General features: G+C 62.9%; 17 protein-coding genes. 7 read left to right on the top strand and 10 right to left on the bottom strand.

Annotated features, from left to right (window positions below; all coding sequences use genetic code 11):
• Nucleotides 1–161: 161 nt before the first annotated feature.
• From AC3WLT_RS23165 to AC3WLT_RS23150, 4 genes are read right to left on the bottom strand one after another with little or no spacing between them, the layout of a single operon-like run.
• On the bottom strand, nucleotides 162–896 hold the full coding sequence (locus AC3WLT_RS23165; protein WP_492594015.1) for a PqiC family protein: 735 nt from the start codon (nucleotides 894–896) through the stop codon (nucleotides 162–164).
• A complete protein-coding gene (locus AC3WLT_RS23160) occupies nucleotides 893–2551 on the bottom strand; it encodes a PqiB family protein (protein WP_492594014.1) in 1659 nt (552 codons plus the stop codon). The genes AC3WLT_RS23165 and AC3WLT_RS23160 overlap by 4 nt, the downstream gene beginning before the upstream one ends.
• Nucleotides 2544–3194, bottom strand: coding sequence for a paraquat-inducible protein A (locus AC3WLT_RS23155; RefSeq protein ID WP_492594013.1), 651 nt, complete (start codon nucleotides 3192–3194; stop codon nucleotides 2544–2546). The genes AC3WLT_RS23160 and AC3WLT_RS23155 overlap by 8 nt, the downstream gene beginning before the upstream one ends.
• A 7-nt stretch (nucleotides 3195–3201) precedes the next feature.
• On the bottom strand, nucleotides 3202–3933 hold the full coding sequence (locus tag AC3WLT_RS23150; protein WP_492594012.1) for a paraquat-inducible protein A: 732 nt from the start codon (nucleotides 3931–3933) through the stop codon (nucleotides 3202–3204).
• A gap of 426 nt (nucleotides 3934–4359) precedes the next feature.
• Between AC3WLT_RS23150 and AC3WLT_RS23145 the strand changes: the two genes are divergently transcribed.
• From AC3WLT_RS23145 to AC3WLT_RS23135, 3 genes are all read left to right on the top strand, one after another.
• Entirely contained in the window at nucleotides 4360–4920 is a 561-nt protein-coding gene (locus AC3WLT_RS23145; RefSeq protein ID WP_492594011.1) for a cytochrome b, read from the top strand.
• An 8-nt stretch (nucleotides 4921–4928) separates the two neighbouring features.
• The gene (locus tag AC3WLT_RS23140; protein WP_492594010.1) at nucleotides 4929–5492 is read left to right on the top strand and encodes a YceI family protein; all 564 of its coding nucleotides are present in this window, start codon (nucleotides 4929–4931) and stop codon (nucleotides 5490–5492) included.
• A gap of 68 nt (nucleotides 5493–5560) precedes the next feature.
• The gene (locus AC3WLT_RS23135) at nucleotides 5561–6130 is read left to right on the top strand and encodes a YceI family protein (RefSeq protein ID WP_492594018.1); all 570 of its coding nucleotides are present in this window, start codon (nucleotides 5561–5563) and stop codon (nucleotides 6128–6130) included.
• A gap of 16 nt (nucleotides 6131–6146) precedes the next feature.
• Here the strand turns inward: AC3WLT_RS23135 and AC3WLT_RS23130 are convergent, their stop codons facing one another.
• Nucleotides 6147–6431, bottom strand: coding sequence for a hypothetical protein (locus tag AC3WLT_RS23130; RefSeq protein WP_492594009.1), 285 nt, complete (start codon nucleotides 6429–6431; stop codon nucleotides 6147–6149).
• An 11-nt stretch (nucleotides 6432–6442) separates the two neighbouring features.
• On the opposite strand from AC3WLT_RS23130, the gene AC3WLT_RS23125 reads away from it, so the two are divergent.
• Nucleotides 6443–7720, top strand: coding sequence for an MFS transporter (locus tag AC3WLT_RS23125; protein WP_492594008.1), 1278 nt, complete (start codon nucleotides 6443–6445; stop codon nucleotides 7718–7720).
• Nucleotides 7721–7874: 154 nt separating this feature from the next.
• On the opposite strand, the gene secF is transcribed toward AC3WLT_RS23125, so the two are convergent.
• The 5 genes from secF to queA all read right to left on the bottom strand — a co-directional run bounded on the left by secF (nucleotide 7875) and on the right by queA (nucleotide 13895).
• Nucleotides 7875–8825 carry a protein translocase subunit SecF gene (gene secF, locus AC3WLT_RS23120; RefSeq protein WP_492594007.1) on the bottom strand — a complete coding sequence of 317 codons (951 nt, stop codon included), beginning with the start codon at nucleotides 8823–8825 and terminating at the stop codon, nucleotides 7875–7877.
• Nucleotides 8826–8843: 18 nt separating this feature from the next.
• Nucleotides 8844–10883 (bottom strand): protein translocase subunit SecD, encoded by a 2040-nt coding sequence (gene secD / locus AC3WLT_RS23115; RefSeq protein WP_492594006.1) that lies wholly within the window; start codon nucleotides 10881–10883, stop codon nucleotides 8844–8846.
• A 117-nt stretch (nucleotides 10884–11000) separates the two neighbouring features.
• Entirely contained in the window at nucleotides 11001–11330 is a 330-nt protein-coding gene (gene yajC / locus AC3WLT_RS23110) for a preprotein translocase subunit YajC (protein ID WP_094780780.1), read from the bottom strand.
• Nucleotides 11331–11538: 208 nt separating this feature from the next.
• A complete protein-coding gene (tgt, locus tag AC3WLT_RS23105; RefSeq protein ID WP_492594005.1) occupies nucleotides 11539–12738 on the bottom strand; it encodes a tRNA guanosine(34) transglycosylase Tgt in 1200 nt (399 codons plus the stop codon).
• Between the two features lie 107 nt (nucleotides 12739–12845).
• Entirely contained in the window at nucleotides 12846–13895 is a 1050-nt protein-coding gene (queA, locus tag AC3WLT_RS23100; protein WP_492594004.1) for a tRNA preQ1(34) S-adenosylmethionine ribosyltransferase-isomerase QueA, read from the bottom strand.
• Nucleotides 13896–14043: 148 nt separating this feature from the next.
• Here queA and recG point away from each other — a divergent pair, with 148 nt between their 5' ends.
• The 3 genes from recG (at nucleotide 14044) to AC3WLT_RS23085 (ending at nucleotide 17710) form a co-directional block, all read left to right on the top strand.
• Nucleotides 14044–16257 carry an ATP-dependent DNA helicase RecG gene (gene recG / locus AC3WLT_RS23095; protein WP_492594003.1) on the top strand — a complete coding sequence of 738 codons (2214 nt, stop codon included), beginning with the start codon at nucleotides 14044–14046 and terminating at the stop codon, nucleotides 16255–16257.
• 170 nt (nucleotides 16258–16427) lie between these two features.
• On the top strand, nucleotides 16428–17387 hold the full coding sequence (locus tag AC3WLT_RS23090) for a LysR substrate-binding domain-containing protein (RefSeq protein ID WP_492594017.1): 960 nt from the start codon (nucleotides 16428–16430) through the stop codon (nucleotides 17385–17387).
• A gap of 173 nt (nucleotides 17388–17560) precedes the next feature.
• Nucleotides 17561–17710 carry a hypothetical protein gene (locus tag AC3WLT_RS23085; protein ID WP_492594002.1) on the top strand — a complete coding sequence of 50 codons (150 nt, stop codon included), beginning with the start codon at nucleotides 17561–17563 and terminating at the stop codon, nucleotides 17708–17710.
• Nucleotides 17711–17754: the final 44 nt, after the last annotated feature.

Below are 17754 nucleotides of genomic sequence, written 5' to 3'. Positions count from 1 at the left end.
GGCACTGCCGTAGGCGAACAGACATAGGAAGCGCCGCACAGGCAAAAAAACCAAGACCAACGCCATAGGCAAACAGATTTAAGAAGCGCCGCGAGGGCAAAAGTAAAGACCACCACTGCATGCAAACCACAAAATGCCGCCGCCAAAGGCAAAAGAAAACCTTAACCAGTAGTACCAACAACAGAAGGACAAGTAGGCACAGCCGGAGCAACAACAGTCCCCTTGCCAGTGGAACTGGCCTTCCCCTGCGGGACAGAAGCAGCCATCACCTTCACCCCAGCAGCAATCTGCAAAGAAATCTGCTGCAATGCCAACCGATGCCCATTAACCAGAGCGTCATAGCCGCCGCCAACCGGCTCACTAACAACACTCCGGCAAGTCATCACAGCTGTACTGCGTACGGCCCGTACGCTCCAGACAGCGTCGATCAACGCATGCGCCCCAGGCCATGACTCGAACCGTTGCACATTCATGCTGACCCGATAGACAGGCACGGTATCCGGATAAGCGGTGCCATACACGTCGATCGTGCCCAACTGCTGCGTGAGGCCAGTCGACAACGCACGACGAATCTCATCGCCGGGCAGCGAGGCCCAACGCTCCTGCTCCAGCACCTGGACCTGCGTAGGTCCCGTCTGCACGACGAACTGAGTCTTGGCCACTTGAGACGGCACGTCGATCGGCGCGACTTCGATCAGCCACGCCGGCGCCGCCGAAGTCCGCGCGCTAACCGGCGCTGCAGCAGAAGCAGCAGAAGCGCCACCATCGCTGAGCGTATAAAACCGGCTAGCCGGCGACGAACACGCCGCCATCGCCACCAGTCCGGCCAGAGCGCCAACATAAGCAGCGCCGCGCACGAGCCCGCGCGGCGGGCGGGGGAGCCGGGCAAACATCATGGTTTATCTCCTGATTTACCGCGCAACAGCGATTCCGGATGACGCTCCAGATAGTCCGACAGCGCATTCAACGACTGCAACGTGCGCGTCAATTCCTGCAACGCCTGATGAACATCCGACTGCAACGGCGAATCCTGCTGCAAGGCCGCCTCGGCCGAACCGAAGGTCTGCTTCGCCGCCGCCAGAGTGTCGCGCGCCTGCGGCACGACTTCCTTGTCGAGCCGCGCGAACAGCTGGTCGGCGTTCTTCAGCGCGCTGTTCAGGTTCGTCCCGATCTGGTCGAACGGCACCTTGTCGAGCTTCTTCGCAATATCGGCGACTTGCAGTTGCAGTTCGTCGAGCGTGTTCGGAATCGTCGGCAACTCGAGCGGATCGCCCGTCACGTCGACCGTGGCCGGCGGCGCCTTCGGGAAAATATCCAGCGCCACGTACAACTGGCTCGTGATCAGATTGCCGGTACGCAACTGGCCACGCAGACCATGCTTGACGAGCTGTTGCAGCAAGTTCTGCCCAGCCAGCGTGCCCGGCGTCGGCGCCGATTCGCGGAAGCGCCTGCCGAGGCGGTCGGGGTACAGGTTCATCGTCACCGGCATCGTGAAGGTACGCGTCTTCGGATCGTAGTCGATGCCGATGTTGGTCACCTGGCCGAGCACGATGCCGCGGAAATCGACCGGCGCGCCAACGGATAGCCCGCGCAGCGACTGGTTGAAGTTCATCACCACGCGTAACGGCACGCCGTCCGGTTCGCGCATCGCGTCCGTTTCGTCGGAGCCGAGGCGGAAGGTCGTGTTGTTCGGCGCCTGCGCGCCCACGCCCTGGCCCGGCGGCGACTGGAACGACAGGCCGCCGACGATCACGGTCGCGAGCGACTGGGTGTTCAGCTTGAAGCCGCTCGAATCGAGCCGCAAGTCGACGCCGCTCGCATGCCACCAGCGCGAGTTGGTGCCGACGTACTGGTCGAACGGCGCAGCCACGAACACCTGCATCGTCACGCCGGTGCCGTCCTTGTCGAGCGAGAAACCAACCACCTGGCCGACCTGCACGCGCCGGTAGAAAATCGGCGAGCCGATGTCGATCGAGCCGAGCGAATCGCCGCGCAGGATGAACTGATGGCCTTTCTGGCCGCCGGTAATGGGCGGCGGCGTTTCGAGCCCGACGAAGCGCGACTCGCTGTCCGGCGAATGGCCGGCGTCCGCGCCGATGTACGCGCCCGACAGCAGTGTGCTGAGCCCCGACACACCGCTCGCGCCGATCCGCGGCCGCACCACCCAGAACCGCGAATCTTTCACCGCGAAGTCTTCGGCTTCCTTCGTAAGCAGTACCTGGACCAGCACGTGCGACAGATCCTTCGACAGCATGATGGTCTTCACCGAGCCGACGTCGACGTCCTTGTACTTGACCTTGGTCTTGCCGGGCTCGAGCCCTTCGGCGCTGATGAAACTGATGGTGATGGTCGGGCCTCTTTCGGTCACCGACTTGATCACGAGCGCGACGCCGATCAGCGCGGCGATCAGCGGAATCACCCAGACCAGCGAAGGCAGCCAGCGGCTGTTCGGCTCAATGTCGGGGTCTGGCAATTGGGGCGGTAGCTTGGGTCCGTTCGAATCGTTGCGCGGCGCATCGGAGGCGGGCGTCGGTCCTTGCGGGCTAGTCATGATCGAAGTCCTGAGGTTTTTGAGTACGGCCTTCCACGTTGTCCCAGATGAGCCGTGGATCGAATTGCATGGATGCCATCATGGTCAGAATCACCACCGAACCGAAGGCAATGGCGCCCGGTCCGGCTGTGATCACGGCCAGCGACTTGAAGCGCACCAGCGCGACTGTCAGCGTGACGACGAACACGTCGAGCATCGACCAGCGCCCGATCCGTTCGACCATCCGGTACAGCGTGGTGCGCTGCTCCGGCCGCCAGCGCGAACCGCGCTGCGCCGTGACGGTGAGCAGCACCAGCACGCTGAGCTTGAGCATCGGCACCATGATGCTGGCGACGAACACGATCACCGCTAACGGCCAGTCGCCCGAGGTCCAGAAATAGACGACGCCGCTCATGATGGTGTCGTCTTCGGACCCGAGCAGCGACGAGGTGTGCATCACCGGCAACAGATTCGCCGGAATATACAGCAAGGCCGCCGCGATCAATAGCGCCCAGGTGCGCATCAGGCTGTCGGGATTGCGCCGGTGCAGCACCGCGCCGCAACGGCTGCAATGCTGCGGCGTGACGGAGCGGATACGCGGCTCGACGCGTCCGCACGCATGGCAGGCGACCAGGCCCGCGCGCTTCGCAGTGACGTATTTCATCGTGCGCTCATTCCTGATGCGGCGCCGGTGGCGCATCGGCCTGGCCCGTGGAGGGCGCGGGCGGCTCCTCCACGATATTGACGGCGACCGCCGCGCTGTCGGCCTCGGTGCGCGGCAGCGGGCGCCGCTTGTGGCCGTTCATTTCGTCGGCGAGATCCCACAGAATGCGCGGGTCGAAGGTGACGACCACCGCGAACATCAGCGTCAACGCGCCGAACGCGAACAGCGCCGCTTCGGGAATCACGCGCGCGAGACTCACCATCTTCACAATCGTGATCAGCACGCCGAGCATGAACACTTCGATCATGCCCCATGGGCGCACGAATTGAATCGCGCGCAACACCCGGTTGAAGGCGGGCGGCACATACCCGGCGCGCAGCGGGATCAGCACGTAGAGCAGCGCGACCAGTTCGGTCAGCGGAAACAGGATGGTCGAACAGAACACCATGATCGCGACGATCTGCATGTCCTCGGTCCATAGCGCGACGAGCGCGCCGAACAGCGTGGTCTGCGAGGTGATGCCGTTGGTTTCCAGTTCGACGATCGGGAATCCCTGGGCGATCAGAAAGGTGATCAGCGCGCCGAGGGTCATCGCGCAGATGCTGTCGAGCTTGCGGGAGACGCCGCTGTAGAGCGTCGCGCCGCAGCGCGGACAGCGCGCGACCGTACGACCGACAAGCCGTGGCTTGCGGAACAGCGTATCGCACTCATGGCACGCGATCAGGTTGTCATGTTCCATACGGCACAAGGGCTAACGACGTGAGGGGAGGCCTGCAATGCCGGTTGTTAAGGGCGAGTCTGGCGAAAATGTGGAGCCATAGTACCAAACGCGCCTGGCCGCCGCGCCGCCCGTCGCGCTCAATGCGGCTGTGAGTCAGGCTGCGCGGGCATTTGAATTTGTCTTACATGAAATCTGATATGGCTGATATGGCTCTGACAGCTTCAGGCCCTCATTGTTCAATGCCGGCCTCGTTGGATGAAAATGGGTGGCGACGGTCTGTTCCATACGACGGCAGCCAGCTTTTTTCCGCTTGGGGTAGCATGGCGGCCTTGGCGTGTGCCGCGACCCCCCTCGTTAAATTGCATGGCCCGATCCAGGCTGCACAGACATCGGGGAATAGCAGGGCCGGCTGCGCCGTTAACCTCTCTCTAGCGTTGACCTGTCATGGCACTCAATCCTTCTTTCGGTGGCCGGGAGTCGTACACGCGGACCGCCATCGCCTTCCACTGGCTGATCGCGTTGCTGATCGTGTGCGGCTTCGCGCTCGGTTGGGTGATGACGGGCATCCCAGGCTTCACGCCGACCAAGCTGCGCTACTTTTCCTGGCACAAGTGGATCGGCGTGACGGTGTTCGTGCTCGCCGTGCTGCGCATTCTGTGGCGCGCCATATATGGCGCGCCACCGATGCCGCGCCGCATGCCGGCCTGGCAGCGCGCCGCCGCGCATCTCACGCATCTGCTGCTGTACGTGCTGATGATCGTGATTCCCGTATCGGGCTATCTGTATAGCTCCGCGGCCAATGTGCCGGTGGTGTACCTCGGGCTGATCCCGCTGCCGCGCCTGATCGCACCAGACCCGCATCTGAAGGAACTGTTGAAGAGCGTGCATATCGTGCTGAACTACACGCTTCTCGTACTGGTCGCACTGCATGTGGCGGCGGCGCTCAAGCATCAATGGCTGGACCGCGACGGCCTGTTGTCGCGCATGCTCCCTTTCATCAAATAAGGATAACCATGAAAGTCTCGTTTTATCGCTACATGCTCGCCGCGTTCGCAGCGGCCTCGCTCACCGCGGCCGGCAGCGCGCTCGCACAGGTCGACGTCGCGAAGAGCACGGTGACGGCCACTTCGAAGCAGATGAACGTGCCGGTGGAAGGCAAGTTCGGCAAATTCACCGCGCAAGTGAAGTTCGATCCGGCCAAGCCGGTCGAAGGCAGCGCGCAGATCACGATCGACGTCGCCAGCTACGATCTCGGCGACGAAAGCTACAACGAGCAGGTGCGCGACAAGGACTGGTTCGACGCGAAGACGTATCCGACCGCGACCTTCGTGTCGAGCGCGATTGCACCGGCCGGCGGCAATCAGTTCAAGGTGACCGGCAAGCTGACCATCAAGGGCAAATCGCAGACAGTGGTGGTGCCGGTCACGGTCACCCAGCAGGGCGCGACGCAGACCTTCGACGGTGCACTGCCGATCAAGCGTTCGCAGTTCGATATCGGCACCGGCGAATGGAAAGACACATCGGTGGTCGCCGATGAAGTGGCGATCAAGTTTCATGTCGTTGCAGCACGCAAGTGACGTTCGCTGCGCTGTTCGGGCGCGGTTGCTTTTCTTTCAGAACAAAGGAGCATGAGTTGAAAACATCCCTGTTGATCGCCGTCGGCGCACTGGCTTCTTCCTTCTCGCTCGGCGCGTTCGCCGCCGATACCTATCAGCTCGATCCGGCGCACACCTTTCCGAGCTTCGAGGCGGATCACCTCGGCGGCCTCTCGGTGTGGCGCGGCAAGTTCATCAAGAGCTCGGGCACCGTGACGCTCGACCGTGCGGCCAAAACCGGCACGGTGGAGGTGACCGTCGACCCGGCTTCGATCGAAACCGGCAACACCAAGCTCGACGAGCATCTGAAGACGCCCGAGTTCTTCGACGTGGCCAAGTTTCCTTCGGCGACCTACAAAGCCACTGAAATCAAGTTCGACGGCGACAAGCCTGCTGAAGTGGTCGGCAGTATGACGATGCATGGCGTGACCAAGCCGCTCAATCTGAAGATCGAATCGTTCAAATGCATGCCGCATCCGGTGCTCAAGCGCGAAGTGTGCGGGGTGGAAGCGAGCGGCCATTTCAGCCGCGCGGAGTACGGCATGGATTTCGGCAGCAAGTACGGCTTCAGCATGGACACCAAGCTGCATATTCAGGCTGAAGGCATCAAGCAGGAGTAAGCGCGTTCACGAGTCGTTACGCGTTCACGCATTCGTTTTCGCGTGGTGCGCTTGGTGCGCGCGGCCCGGCCGTTGCGCCGCAACAAAAAACCGCTTCGTTCGCTTTGGCGACGAAGCGGTTTTTTGCTGGCCAGCCCGAAAACGCTGCAAACCTTGCGCGGCGGCGGCCCGGCATTTGCCGCTCGCGTCGTTTTAATTTGTCAGGTACATAGAGCGCTGACGCCGCATTGGTTGTGCGTGCATCCAATGAGGCAGTATCGGACTTGAAGCCTGCATGGCATCGATAATATTTCGCGCGCATCGGAGATCTGCATGAATGCAACGACAGCAGCAAGCGTGGTGGGGAGCCGGCAAAACTCGTGGCGCGCGGTGGTCGCCGCGTCGATCGGCAACGCGCTGGAATGGTTCGATCTGGTGGTGTACGGGTTTTTCGCGCTGATCATCTCGAAGCTGTTTTTTCCGGCGGGCAACGAGACAGTGTCGATGCTGCTCACGCTCGGCACCTTCGGCGTGTCGTTCTTCATGCGCCCGCTCGGTGCGATCGTGATCGGCGCGTATGCGGACCGCGCGGGCCGCAAGGCGGCGCTCACGCTGTCGATCCTGCTGATGATGACGGGCACGCTGATCATCGCGATTTTGCCGACCTATCAAAGCATCGGGATTGCCGCGCCGGTGATCCTCGTGGCGGCGCGTCTGATGCAAGGCTTTTCGGCGGGCGGCGAGTTCGGCAGCGCGACGGCGTTTCTCGCTGAGCACGTGCCGGCGCGGCGCGGCTTCTTCGCGAGCTGGCAGGTAGCGAGCCAGGGGCTCACGACGCTGCTAGCCGCCGGCTTCGGCGCGCTGTTGACCGGCAAGCTGTCGCCGGAGCAGATGGCCTCGTGGGGCTGGCGTGTGCCGTTCTTCTTCGGGCTCCTGATCGGGCCGGTGGCCTGGTACATTCGCACGAGACTCGACGAGACGCCCGAGTTCCTCGCCGCCGAAACGACTACGACGCCGTTGCGCGACACCTTCACGAGCCAGAAGCTGCGCCTTGTGATCGCGATTGGCGTGGTGGTGCTCGGGACGGTGTCGACGTATCTGGTGCTGTTCATGCCGACCTACGGCGTGAAGCAGCTGGGTCTTGCGCCATCGGTCGCGTTCGCGGCGATTGCGCTGACCGGTGTGATCCAGATGCTGTTTTCGCCGCTGGTCGGCCATCTGTCGGACCGGCATGGGCGCACCACGATCATGCTGGCATCGGCGCTGTTGCTTCTCGTGCTGATCAATCCGGCTTTCGTGTATCTGGTCTCGCATCCGACTTTCGGCACGCTGATCGCGTTGCAGATCGTGTTCGGCTTCCTGATGACCGGTTATTTCGCAGCGCTGCCGGGCCTGCTCTCCGAGATGTTTCCGGTGCAGACGCGTACGACCGGCATGTCGCTCGCCTACAACATCGCGGTGACGATCTTCGGCGGCTTCGGGCCGTTCATCATCGCGTGGCTGATCAGCTTCACGGGTTCGAAGGCCGCGCCGAGCTACTACATGATTTTCGCCGCGGCGGTGAGTCTGGCGGCGCTGATGGCGGCGCGGCGCAAACTCGGGTTCAGATAGAGCTGCCAGAAGGCCTTTGCACGGCGGGGCAGAGCAGGGCGATGGTCGCGGCGTGCGAGCGGCGGAGCGGTAGAGCGGTAGAGCGTTAGAGCGGTAAACGTAAAAGGCCGGTTCGAGAGAACCGGCCTTTTTTACCGCGAGGTCGACAGCAAGATCAAACTTGCGCGCCCGCGTTCGGGTCGTTCGGATCCGTGCGTTCCTTCTTGTCCTTCACCAGATCTTCGCGCTTCACGCCGAACCACATGGCGAGCGCCGCGGCGACGAACACCGACGAGTAGATGCCGAACAGAATACCGACCGTCAGCGCCAGAGCGAAGTAGTGCAGCGTGGGGCCGCCGAACAGGAACATCGACAGCACCATCATCTGCGTACAGCCGTGGGTGATGATCGTGCGCGACATCGTGCTGGTGATTGCGTGGTTGATCACTTCGATCACGGTCATCTTGCGTTCGCGGCGGAAGGTTTCGCGAATCCGGTCGAAAATAACCACCGATTCGTTCACCGAATAGCCGAGCACCGCGAGCACCGCAGCCAGCACCGACAGCGAGAACTCCCACTGGAAGAACGCGAAGAAGCCGAGAATGATGATCACGTCGTGCAAGTTCGCGATCACGCCGGCCACCGCGTACTTCCATTCGAAGCGGAACGACAGGTAGATCACGATGCCCACCACCACGCAGGCGAGCGCGAGCAGGCCGTCGGTGGCGAGTTCCTTGCCGACTTGCGGACCGACGAACTCGACGCGTTGCAATTGCACCTGCGGCGTTTCCGCCTTCAGCGCGCCCATCACCTGGTCGCTCTGTTGCGCGGACGTCAAGCCTTGCTTGAGCGGCAGGCGGATCAGCACGTCACGCGAGGTGCCGAAGTTCTGCACTTGCGCGTCGGCATAACCGAGCTTGGCCAGGGTGCCGCGCACCGGTTCAAGCGGCGCGGCGCCCGGATACTGCACTTCGATGACGGTGCCGCCGGTGAATTCCACCGACAGGTGCAGCCCGCGATGCAGCAGGAAGAACACAGCGGCGACAAACGTCAGCAGCGAGATCGCGTTGAAGATCAACGCGCGCTGCATGAACGGAATGTCTTTGCGGAAACGGAAAAATTCCATGGTTTAGTTCTCCGGGGTTCAGCGGGACGAACCCGGTTTCTGCGGCGAATTCGGCGCGTTGCGGCGGCGCACGGTCGGCTTGCCGGCACGCGCTTGCGCGGATGCGGCCGCCTTCGGCTTGGCGGTGGCGGCAGCAACGGCCCGTGCGGTGTCGGTGGCGGCGTCCTCGTTGCCGAGATAGGCAGCGGAGCCCGCCGGCGCCGTATCCGGACGCCACACCTGGCCGATCGCCAGCGACTTGAGCTTCTTCTTGCCGCCGTACCAGAGGTTGACCACGCCGCGCGAGAAGAACACGGCCGAGAACATCGACGTCAGAATGCCGATACAGTGGACCATCGCGAAGCCGCGCACCGGGCCGGAGCCGAATGCGAGCAGCGCGAGACCGGCGATCAGCGTGGTGACGTTCGAGTCGAGAATCGTCGCCCATGCATGCGCGTAGCCGTTCTGGATCGCCAGTTGCGGCGGCGCGCCGTGGCGCAGTTCTTCACGCACGCGTTCGTTGATCAGCACGTTCGCGTCGATCGCCATACCGAGCGCGAGCGCGATAGCGGCGATACCCGGCAAGGTGAGCGTGGCCTGCAACATGGACAGCACGGCGATCAGCAGCAGCAGGTTCACCGAGAGGCCGACCATCGAGATCATGCCGAACAGCATGTAGTACGCCATCATGAAGACGGCGATCGCCGCGAAGCCCCACACCACCGAGTGGAAGCCCTTCTTGATGTTGTCCGCGCCGAGGCTCGGGCCGATCGTGCGTTCTTCGATGATGTCCATCGGCGCGGCGAGCGAACCGGCGCGCAGCAGCAGCGCGAGGTCGGCGGCGGCTTGCGGGGTCGGCTGGCCGGTGATCTGGAAGCGGTCGCCCAGTTCCGACTGGATGGTCGCCACCGTCAGCACTTCACCCTTGCCCTTTTCGAACAGCACCATTGCCATCGGCTTGCCGATGTTGTCGCGCGACACGCTGCGCACCGCGCGGCCACCGGCCGAATCCAGACGGATGTTGACCGACGGACGCTGATGCTCGTCGAAGCCCGCCGACGCGTCGATAATCCGGTCACCCGTGAAGATGATCTGCTTACGCAGCAGCACCGGCGTCTGGTTGCCTTGCGTGAACAGTTCGTCGCCCGGCGGCACCGGATCGGACGGGTTCGGATGCGTGTTGACCGGGTCGGCGAGACGCGCTTCGAGCGTTGCCGTGCGGCCGATGATGTCCTTCGCCTTCGCCGTGTCCTGCACGCCCGGCAGTTCGACGACGATGCGATCCGCGCCTTGCTGCTGGATCACCGGCTCGGCCACGCCGAGTTCATTCACGCGGTTATGCAGCGTGGTGATGTTCTGCTTGAGCGCGGCGTCCTGCACGGTTTTCTGCACCACCGGCGTGAACGTGCCGACCAGTTGCACAGTGCCGTCCGTGCCGGTTTGCGACGCCCACTGGAGTTCGCCGATGCTGCGGCTCAGCTGTTTGGCCGCTGCGTCCGCCGTGGCCTGATCGGCGAAGTTGATCACCACCGTCTGGTTGACGCGGTTCACGCCGCCGTCGCGGATGTTGTTGTCGCGCAGGAGCGTGCGAGCGTCCGAGGCGTCGGAATCGAGCTTCTTGTTCAGCGCGCCGGCCATGTCCACTTGCAGCAGGAAGTGCACGCCGCCGCGCAAGTCGAGACCGAGGTACATCGGCAGCGCATGCAGTGCGGTCAGCCAGCGCGGCGACGCGCTTTGCAGATTCAGCGCGACGATGAACTGCGGATCGGTCGGGTCGCTGTTCAGCGATTTCTGCAGCAGGTCCTTCACGCGCAATTGCGTGTCAGTGTCCAGCAGCCGTACGCGAATGTTCGCGTTGCTCGACGAGTTGTCGAACGTGACGTCTTCAGGCTTGATCTGATTGGACGCAAGCGCCGCTTCGACTTGCGACAGCGTGGTCGAGTCGAGCTTGACCGTTGCCTTGCCGCTCGACACCTGCACCGCCGGCGCTTCGCCGAACAGATTGGGCAGCGTGTACACGAGGCCGATGACCAGAGCCACCAGCATCACGGCGTATTTCCAAAGGGGGTAGCGATTCATGAGTGGTCCAACGGGAAGGTTGGCTTGGAAGCGATGCGTCCGGCGATGAGCGCGGGCGGTGCGCGGTGTTCTGCGTGAACCGCCGGCGAGGCCGCGCCGGACGCGAGAGAGCAGGCCTTACAGCGACTTGATCGTGCCCTTCGGGAGAATCGTCGTGACCGACGCTTTTTGCACCGTGATTTCCGTGCCTTCCGAGATTTCGATGCCGACGTAAGCTTCGCCCACCTTGGTCACCTTACCGACGATACCGCCGTTCGTCACCACTTCGTCGCCCTTGGCCATCGCGGCGAGCATATTGCGATGTTCCTTCTGGCGCTTCATTTGCGGGCGAATCATGATGAAGTACAGCACGCCGAACATCAGGATCAGCGGCAGGAAGCTCATCAGGTTCGATTCAATGCCACCAGTTGCTGTGCCTTGGGCGAAGGCATTGGAAATGAACGACACGTTGGTCTCTCCGTTATAAATCAAAACGATCAAAAAAATCAGCCGGTTATTCTACCACCGGCTAACCAAGGGTCGGCGCGGCGAATCGGCTTTCCAATCAAGCTTCTAAAGTCCTTTTTTGCCGCGAACGAAAGATAATTGTAAGGTTTTCCATGCGACGCCGACGGATTCCTCATGCGAATCCGTCGGCGCTTACCGCGCAAGGCGCCTAATCGACGCCGCGCGCGCGGTTCTCGTGAAAGCGTTTGCGGAAGGGCTCGAACAGCTTCGCGTCGATCGCGTCGCGCATTTCCTGCATCAGTTCGAGGTAATAGTGCAGGTTATGGATCGTGTTCAACTGCGCGCCGAGAATTTCCCCTACACGATGCAAATGGTGCAGATAGCCGCGAGTGAAATTCCGGCAGGTGTAGCAGCCGCATTGCTCGTCGAGCGGGCGCAGCGAGTTCTTGTGCGTCGCGTTGCGGATCTTGATGTCGCCGAAACGCGTGAACAGCCAGCCGTTGCGCGCGTTGCGGGTCGGCATCACGCAGTCGAACATGTCGACGCCGGCGGCCACGCCCGCCACCAGATCTTCCGGCGTGCCGACGCCCATCAGGTAGTGCGGCTTGTTGGCCGGCAGCTTCGGGCCGATGTGGTTCAGCACGCGCATCATGTCTTCTTTCGGTTCGCCGACCGAGAGTCCGCCGATCGCGAGGCCGTGGAAAGCCATTTCCGCGAGACCCGCCAGCGACTCGTCGCGCAGATCCTCGAACATGCCGCCCTGGACGATGCCGAACAGCGCGTTTGGATTGCCGAGCCGGTTGAATTCGTCGATCGAGCGCTTGGCCCAGCGCATCGACATGCGCATCGAGTCGGCGGCTTCCTTGTGCGAAGTCGGCACGTTATCGGTCGCGTAGGGCGTGCATTCGTCGAACTGCATGACGATGTCCGAGTTCAGCACCTTCTGGATCTGCATCGACACTTCCGGCGACAGGAAGAGCTTGTCGCCGTTGATCGGCGACGCGAAGGTGACGCCATCTTCGGTGATCTTGCGCAGATCGCCGAGCGAAAACACCTGAAAGCCACCCGAGTCGGTCAGGATCGGCTTGTTCCAGCCCATGAAGCCGTGCAGGCCGCCGTGCGCCCCGATCGTCTCCAACCCGGGGCGCAGCCACAGGTGGAACGTGTTGCCGAGGATGATCTGCGCATGCATTTCCTCGAGCTCGCGCGGCTGGACCGCCTTCACCGTGCCGTAAGTGCCGACCGGCATGAAGATCGGTGTTTCGACCACGCCGTGGTTCAGCGTGACGCGGCCGCGCCGCGCCTGGCCGTCGGTGCCGAGCAGTTCGAATTTGAGGCCGTTTTCTGGGCGATCCGTTGGTGTTGATTGCGCGGGCTGCGCTTGCTGCGAATGATGACCCTCGGTCATTGATAACTCCTGTGCTACCGGAGAACAGTCCGGCGCAATTGTGAATACCGCCGGAAGATTTCGCGGCGGCTGGGGAACGGCAAATTTTAGATCGGGTGAAGCGCGCTTCAGATGTCGCGGCGCGTCAGCAACATCGCGTCGCCGTAACTAAAGAAGCGGTAGCGTTCCTCGATTGCGTGCCGGTACGCCGCGCGAATCGTCTCGACACCCGCGAACGCCGACACCAGCATCAGCAGCGTCGACTTCGGCAAATGGAAATTGGTGACGAGCCGGTCGACCACGCGAAATTTGTAGCCCGGCGTGATGAAAATATCGGTTTCGGTGCTGGCCGCGCCGAGCGGCCGGCCGGCGGCTTCGGCGTCGCGCGCGGCGGCTTCGAGCGCGCGCATCGAGGTGGTGCCGACAGCGATCACGCGGTTGCCGCGCGCATGCGTTGCCACGATCCTGTCGGCGAGCGACTGCGGCAGGTGATACCACTCGCTGTGCATCTTGTGTTCGGCGAGATTTTCGACCCGCACCGGCTGGAAGGTGCCCGCGCCGACGTGCAGCGTCAGCGTCGCGCGTTCGACGCCTCTGGCGTCGAGTTTGGCGAGCAGCGCGTCGTCGAAATGCAGGCCGGCGGTGGGCGCCGCCACCGCGCCGGGATTTTGCGCGAACACGGTCTGATAGCGGGTTTCGTCGGTCGCGTCGGGGTCGTGCTCGATATACGGCGGCAGCGGCAGGCGGCCGAATTGCTCGATCAGCGTCAGGCAGTCGTCGGGGAAATGCAGCGTGTAGAACGGCTCGACGCGCTCGCCGACCGTGACGTCGAACGCGTCGGCGAGACGAATCGTGGTGCCCGGCTGCGGGCTTTTGCTCGCGCGGATCTGCGCGAGCACGGTGCGCTCGCCGGTCAGACGCTCTACCAGCACTTCGATTTTGCCGCCACTGGCCTTCTGGCCGAGGAAGCGCGCCTTCAGGACTTTGGTATCGTTGAAGACCAGCAGATCGCCGGGCCCGATGCACTCGGGCAACTCGGCAAAGCGGCGATCCGTGAGACGCGCGGGACTCACCGTGTTGTCCACTTCGAGCAGACGGCTGGCGCTGCGCTCGGGCAGCGCAACTTGCGCGATCAGCTCGGGCGGCAGATCGAAATCGAAATCGGAAAGCGTAAACATGCGGACGACTGGAAGCGAATTGAGACTGAATTGAGCCGAAGCCAGAGCCGGGCGGCTATGATTGCGGGACGCCAGAGCGGCCCGCGAGCCCGCGCGCTGTATGGCGGCGACACTTTTGACAGCCGATATTGTACTTGCGAAGCAACCCATGCCTTTGTCCGAACGCCGATTGCCCTCCGCTACCGATGAAGTGAGCGCCGAGCCCACGCGGCGCGTCGCGCGGGGCAAGGCGACAGCGGCGGTGGCGACCGATGTTGGCGCCAGTGCGGCGGCGGAGAAGAAAAAAGCCGCCCCCGCGCCCGTAAAAACCGCCGACAAGCTCGCCAAGCTCGGCCTCACGCGCGACATTGACCTTGTCCTGCATCTGCCGATGCGCTACGAAGACGAAACTTCGCTGACGCCGATCGGCCACCTGCTGCCGGGCGGCGTCGCGCAGACCGAAGGTGTGGTGTTCGACAACGAAATCGCGTATCGGCCGCGCCGCCAGTTGCTGGTGAAACTGCGAGACGACGCCGGCGACGAACTCGTGCTGCGCTTTCTGAATTTCTACGGTTCGCAGGTCAAGCAGATGGCGATCGGCGCGCGGCTGCGGGTGCGCGGCGACGTGCGCGGCGGTTTCTTCGGCATGGAGATGGTGCATCCGGCGGTGCGCGTCGTCGACGAAGACACGCCGCTGCCCCAGGCACTGACGCCGGTGTATCCGAGCACCGCGGGCGTCACGCAGGCGTATCTGCGCAAATCGATCGATAACGCGTTGTCGCGCACGTCGTTGCCCGAATTGCTGCCTGAGCCGATCGCGCGAACGTATATGCAGCCGCTCGGCGTGCCGACGCTGATGGACGCGGTGCGCACGCTACATCACCCGGATATGCAGTCCGACGAAACCGCGTTGATCGACGGCACGCATCCGGCGTGGGTGCGCATCAAGTTCGAGGAATTGCTCGCGCAGCAGATGTCGTTGAAGCGCGCGCACGAGGAGCGCCGCACGCGTGCGGCGCCGGCCATGCCGCGTCGCAAGGCAGGCGATGCGTCGGCGCTGGTCGCGCGCCTGTTGAAGGCGTTGCCGTTTTCGCTAACGGCGGCGCAGGAGCGCGTCGGCGGCGAAATTGCGCTCGATCTGACGCAGCCTCATCCGATGCAGCGGCTGTTGCAGGGTGATGTCGGCAGCGGCAAGACGATCGTGGCGGCGCTGGCCGCGGCGCAAGCGATCGACACCGGCTACCAGGCCGCGCTGATGGCGCCGACCGAAATCCTCGCCGAACAGCACGCGCGCAAACTGCGTGGCTGGCTGGAGCCGCTGGGCGTGAGCGTCGCGTGGCTGGCCGGCAGTCTGAAGACCAGGGAGAAGCGGGCGGCGATCGAAGCCGCGGCGCTCGGCACGGCGCAACTCGTGATCGGCACGCACGCGATCATTCAGGACGCGGTCGAGTTCGCGCGGCTGGGGCTGGTGATCGTGGATGAACAGCATCGCTTCGGCGTGGCGCAGCGGCTCGCCTTGCGCGCGAAGGCGCAAAACGCCGCTGACGGCGCGCAGGATTTCCAGCCGCATCAACTGATGATGTCCGCGACGCCGATTCCGCGCACGCTCGCCATGACCTATTACGCCGATCTCGACGTCTCGACCATCGACGAGTTGCCGCCCGGGCGCACGCCGATCCTGACCAAGCTGGTATCCGACGCGCGGCGCGAAGAGGTGATCGGCCGCGTGCGTGAGGCTGCATTGACGGGGCGGCAGGTGTACTGGGTGTGTCCGCTGATCGAGGAAAGCGAGACCTTGCAGTTGCAGACCGCGGTGGAGACGTACGAGACGCTGGTGGCCGCGTTGCCCGAATTGAACGTGGGCCTCGTGCACGGACGTCTTGCGCCGGCGGAGAAGGCTGCGGTGATGGATGCGTTCACGCGCAACGAGGTGCAATTGCTGGTGGCGACGACGGTGATCGAAGTGGGCGTCGACGTGCCGAATGCGTCGTTGATGGTGATCGAGCATGCCGAGCGGTTTGGCTTGGCGCAATTGCACCAGTTGCGGGGACGGGTGGGGCGCGGAAGTGCGGCATCGGTTTGTGTTCTGCTTTATACGGGACCGTTGTCGATGACCGCGCGGGCGCGGTTGCAAACGATGCGGGAGACGACCGACGGCTTCGAAATCGCTCGTAGGGACCTTGAGATTCGCGGTCCAGGCGAGTTTCTGGGCGCGCGGCAGTCGGGCGCGGCGATGCTGAGGTTTGCCGATCTGCAGAACGATCAGTGGCTGATTGAGCCTGCTCGCGAAGCGGCTGCGGTTTTGCTCGAGAAGTACCCGGAGGTGGTGTTGCAGCACCTGGCTCGGTGGCTTGGCGCCCGCGAGCAATATTTGAAGGCTTAGTTTTCTGGCCTTCCGGCGGTTGGGTTGTTTGTCTGCGGCGTGAGTCTTTGCCTGGTTCTTTGGCTGCTTCTTTGCCTGTCCGGGAGGGCAAAAGAACCAAAAAGTTGGCGAACCGACCCCATAGGTGTATAACTATAACCTATCGAATTCATTGCACTGATTGGTCCCCAATGACGCTCACCGAATTGAAATACATCGTCGCAGTAGCCCGCGAGCGGCACTTCGGCCGGGCCGCCGAAGCGTGTTTCGTCAGCCAGCCGACCCTGTCGGTGGCAATCAAAAAGCTCGAAGACGAGCTCAATGTGCAAATCTTCGAGCGCGGCACCAGCGAAGTCAGTGTCACGCCGATCGGCGAACAGATCGTCACGCAAGCGCAACGCGTTCTCGAACAAACGCTCGCCATCAAGGAAATTGCCAAACAAGGCAAAGATCCGCTGGTCGGGCCGCTGCGCCTTGGTGTCATCTACACGATCGGACCGTATCTGCTGCCCACGCTCGTCAAACAGATGATCAAGCGTGTCCCGCAAATGCCGCTGATGCTGCAGGAAAACTACACGCTCAAGCTGATCGAGTTGCTCAAACAGGGTGAAATCGACGTCGCCATCATGGCGCTGCCGTTCCCGGAAACGGGCCTGATGCTGCGCCCGCTCTACGACGAACCGTTCGTCGTCGCGCTGCCGTCCGGTCATGCCTGGGAAAACCGCCCGAAGATCGGCGCGGACGACCTGAAGCAGGAAACCATGCTCCTGCTCGGCAGCGGCCACTGCTTCCGCGATCATGTGCTGGGCGTTTGCCCTGAACTGATGCGCTTCTCGCAAAACGCGGACGGCATCCAGAAAACCTTCGAAGGTTCGTCGCTGGAAACGATCCGTCATATGGTCGCGAGCGGCGTCGGTATCACCGTGCTGCCGCGCATGTCGGTGCATGAAGTCAAACCGCACGCGGGCGGCATCGATTCGGGCCTGCTCAGCTATGTCCCTTTCGATGAACCCGTGCCGGATCGCCGCGTCGTGCTCGCCTGGCGCAAAAGCTTCACGCGGATGCCAGCGATCGAGGCGATCTGCGACGCCATCAACGCCTGCGACCTGCCGGGCGTGAAAAAACTCGATCTGCCCGTCGCCGTCAATTAAGTCGTCCCCACGCCGGCTCGTCGCCCATCTATCCGCGGCGGGCCGTAGCGCATCCGATGGCGATAGTCGCCGTCCCTATCGAATAGATAAAATTAATCAAACACGATAATTCGATAGGATTGTTATAGTTTCCTCCATGGATCGCCCGATCCGCACAAGACCCGGAGGAAATCATGACGCAATCGAACCCGCAGCAAGTCCAGGCCGTCACCGCTCAATCGGCTCAATCCGCTCGCACCGCCGCCGGCTCCTTCGCCGCGTCGATGCTTGGCATGCGCACGGTCGCCATGTCCTTGCTGGTCGATCGGGCCTTGTCCGCGTAAGCCGGCACCGTAAGCGCCGCGTCTCTCCCCACATTTTCCTTCCC

It is taken from the genome of Paraburkholderia sp. FW306-2-2C-D06C, from assembly GCF_058781505.1.
This window is presented reverse-complemented; position numbering and strand designations above follow the sequence as displayed.

What these genes read in the sequence shown, in the direction of transcription:
- AC3WLT_RS23090 (WP_492594017.1), top strand. Translation starts at nt 16,428, where the DNA reads ATGACGCTCACCGAATTGAAATACATCGTCGCAGTAGCCCGCGAGCGG.
- AC3WLT_RS23125 (WP_492594008.1), top strand. Translation starts at nt 6,443, where the DNA reads ATGAATGCAACGACAGCAGCAAGCGTGGTGGGGAGCCGGCAAAACTCG.
- secF (WP_492594007.1), bottom strand. Translation starts at nt 8,825, where the DNA reads ATGGAATTTTTCCGTTTCCGCAAAGACATTCCGTTCATGCAGCGCGCG.
- tgt (WP_492594005.1), bottom strand. Translation starts at nt 12,738, where the DNA reads ATGACCGAGGGTCATCATTCGCAGCAAGCGCAGCCCGCGCAATCAACA.
- AC3WLT_RS23130 (WP_492594009.1), bottom strand. Translation starts at nt 6,431, where the DNA reads ATGCGCGCGAAATATTATCGATGCCATGCAGGCTTCAAGTCCGATACT.
- recG (WP_492594003.1), top strand. Translation starts at nt 14,044, where the DNA reads ATGCCTTTGTCCGAACGCCGATTGCCCTCCGCTACCGATGAAGTGAGC.
- AC3WLT_RS23140 (WP_492594010.1), top strand. Translation starts at nt 4,929, where the DNA reads ATGAAAGTCTCGTTTTATCGCTACATGCTCGCCGCGTTCGCAGCGGCC.
- AC3WLT_RS23145 (WP_492594011.1), top strand. Translation starts at nt 4,360, where the DNA reads ATGGCACTCAATCCTTCTTTCGGTGGCCGGGAGTCGTACACGCGGACC.
- AC3WLT_RS23165 (WP_492594015.1), bottom strand. Translation starts at nt 896, where the DNA reads ATGATGTTTGCCCGGCTCCCCCGCCCGCCGCGCGGGCTCGTGCGCGGC.
- AC3WLT_RS23085 (WP_492594002.1), top strand. Translation starts at nt 17,561, where the DNA reads ATGACGCAATCGAACCCGCAGCAAGTCCAGGCCGTCACCGCTCAATCG.
- AC3WLT_RS23160 (WP_492594014.1), bottom strand. Translation starts at nt 2,551, where the DNA reads ATGACTAGCCCGCAAGGACCGACGCCCGCCTCCGATGCGCCGCGCAAC.
- queA (WP_492594004.1), bottom strand. Translation starts at nt 13,895, where the DNA reads ATGTTTACGCTTTCCGATTTCGATTTCGATCTGCCGCCCGAGCTGATC.
- secD (WP_492594006.1), bottom strand. Translation starts at nt 10,883, where the DNA reads ATGAATCGCTACCCCCTTTGGAAATACGCCGTGATGCTGGTGGCTCTG.
- AC3WLT_RS23150 (WP_492594012.1), bottom strand. Translation starts at nt 3,933, where the DNA reads ATGGAACATGACAACCTGATCGCGTGCCATGAGTGCGATACGCTGTTC.
- AC3WLT_RS23155 (WP_492594013.1), bottom strand. Translation starts at nt 3,194, where the DNA reads ATGAAATACGTCACTGCGAAGCGCGCGGGCCTGGTCGCCTGCCATGCG.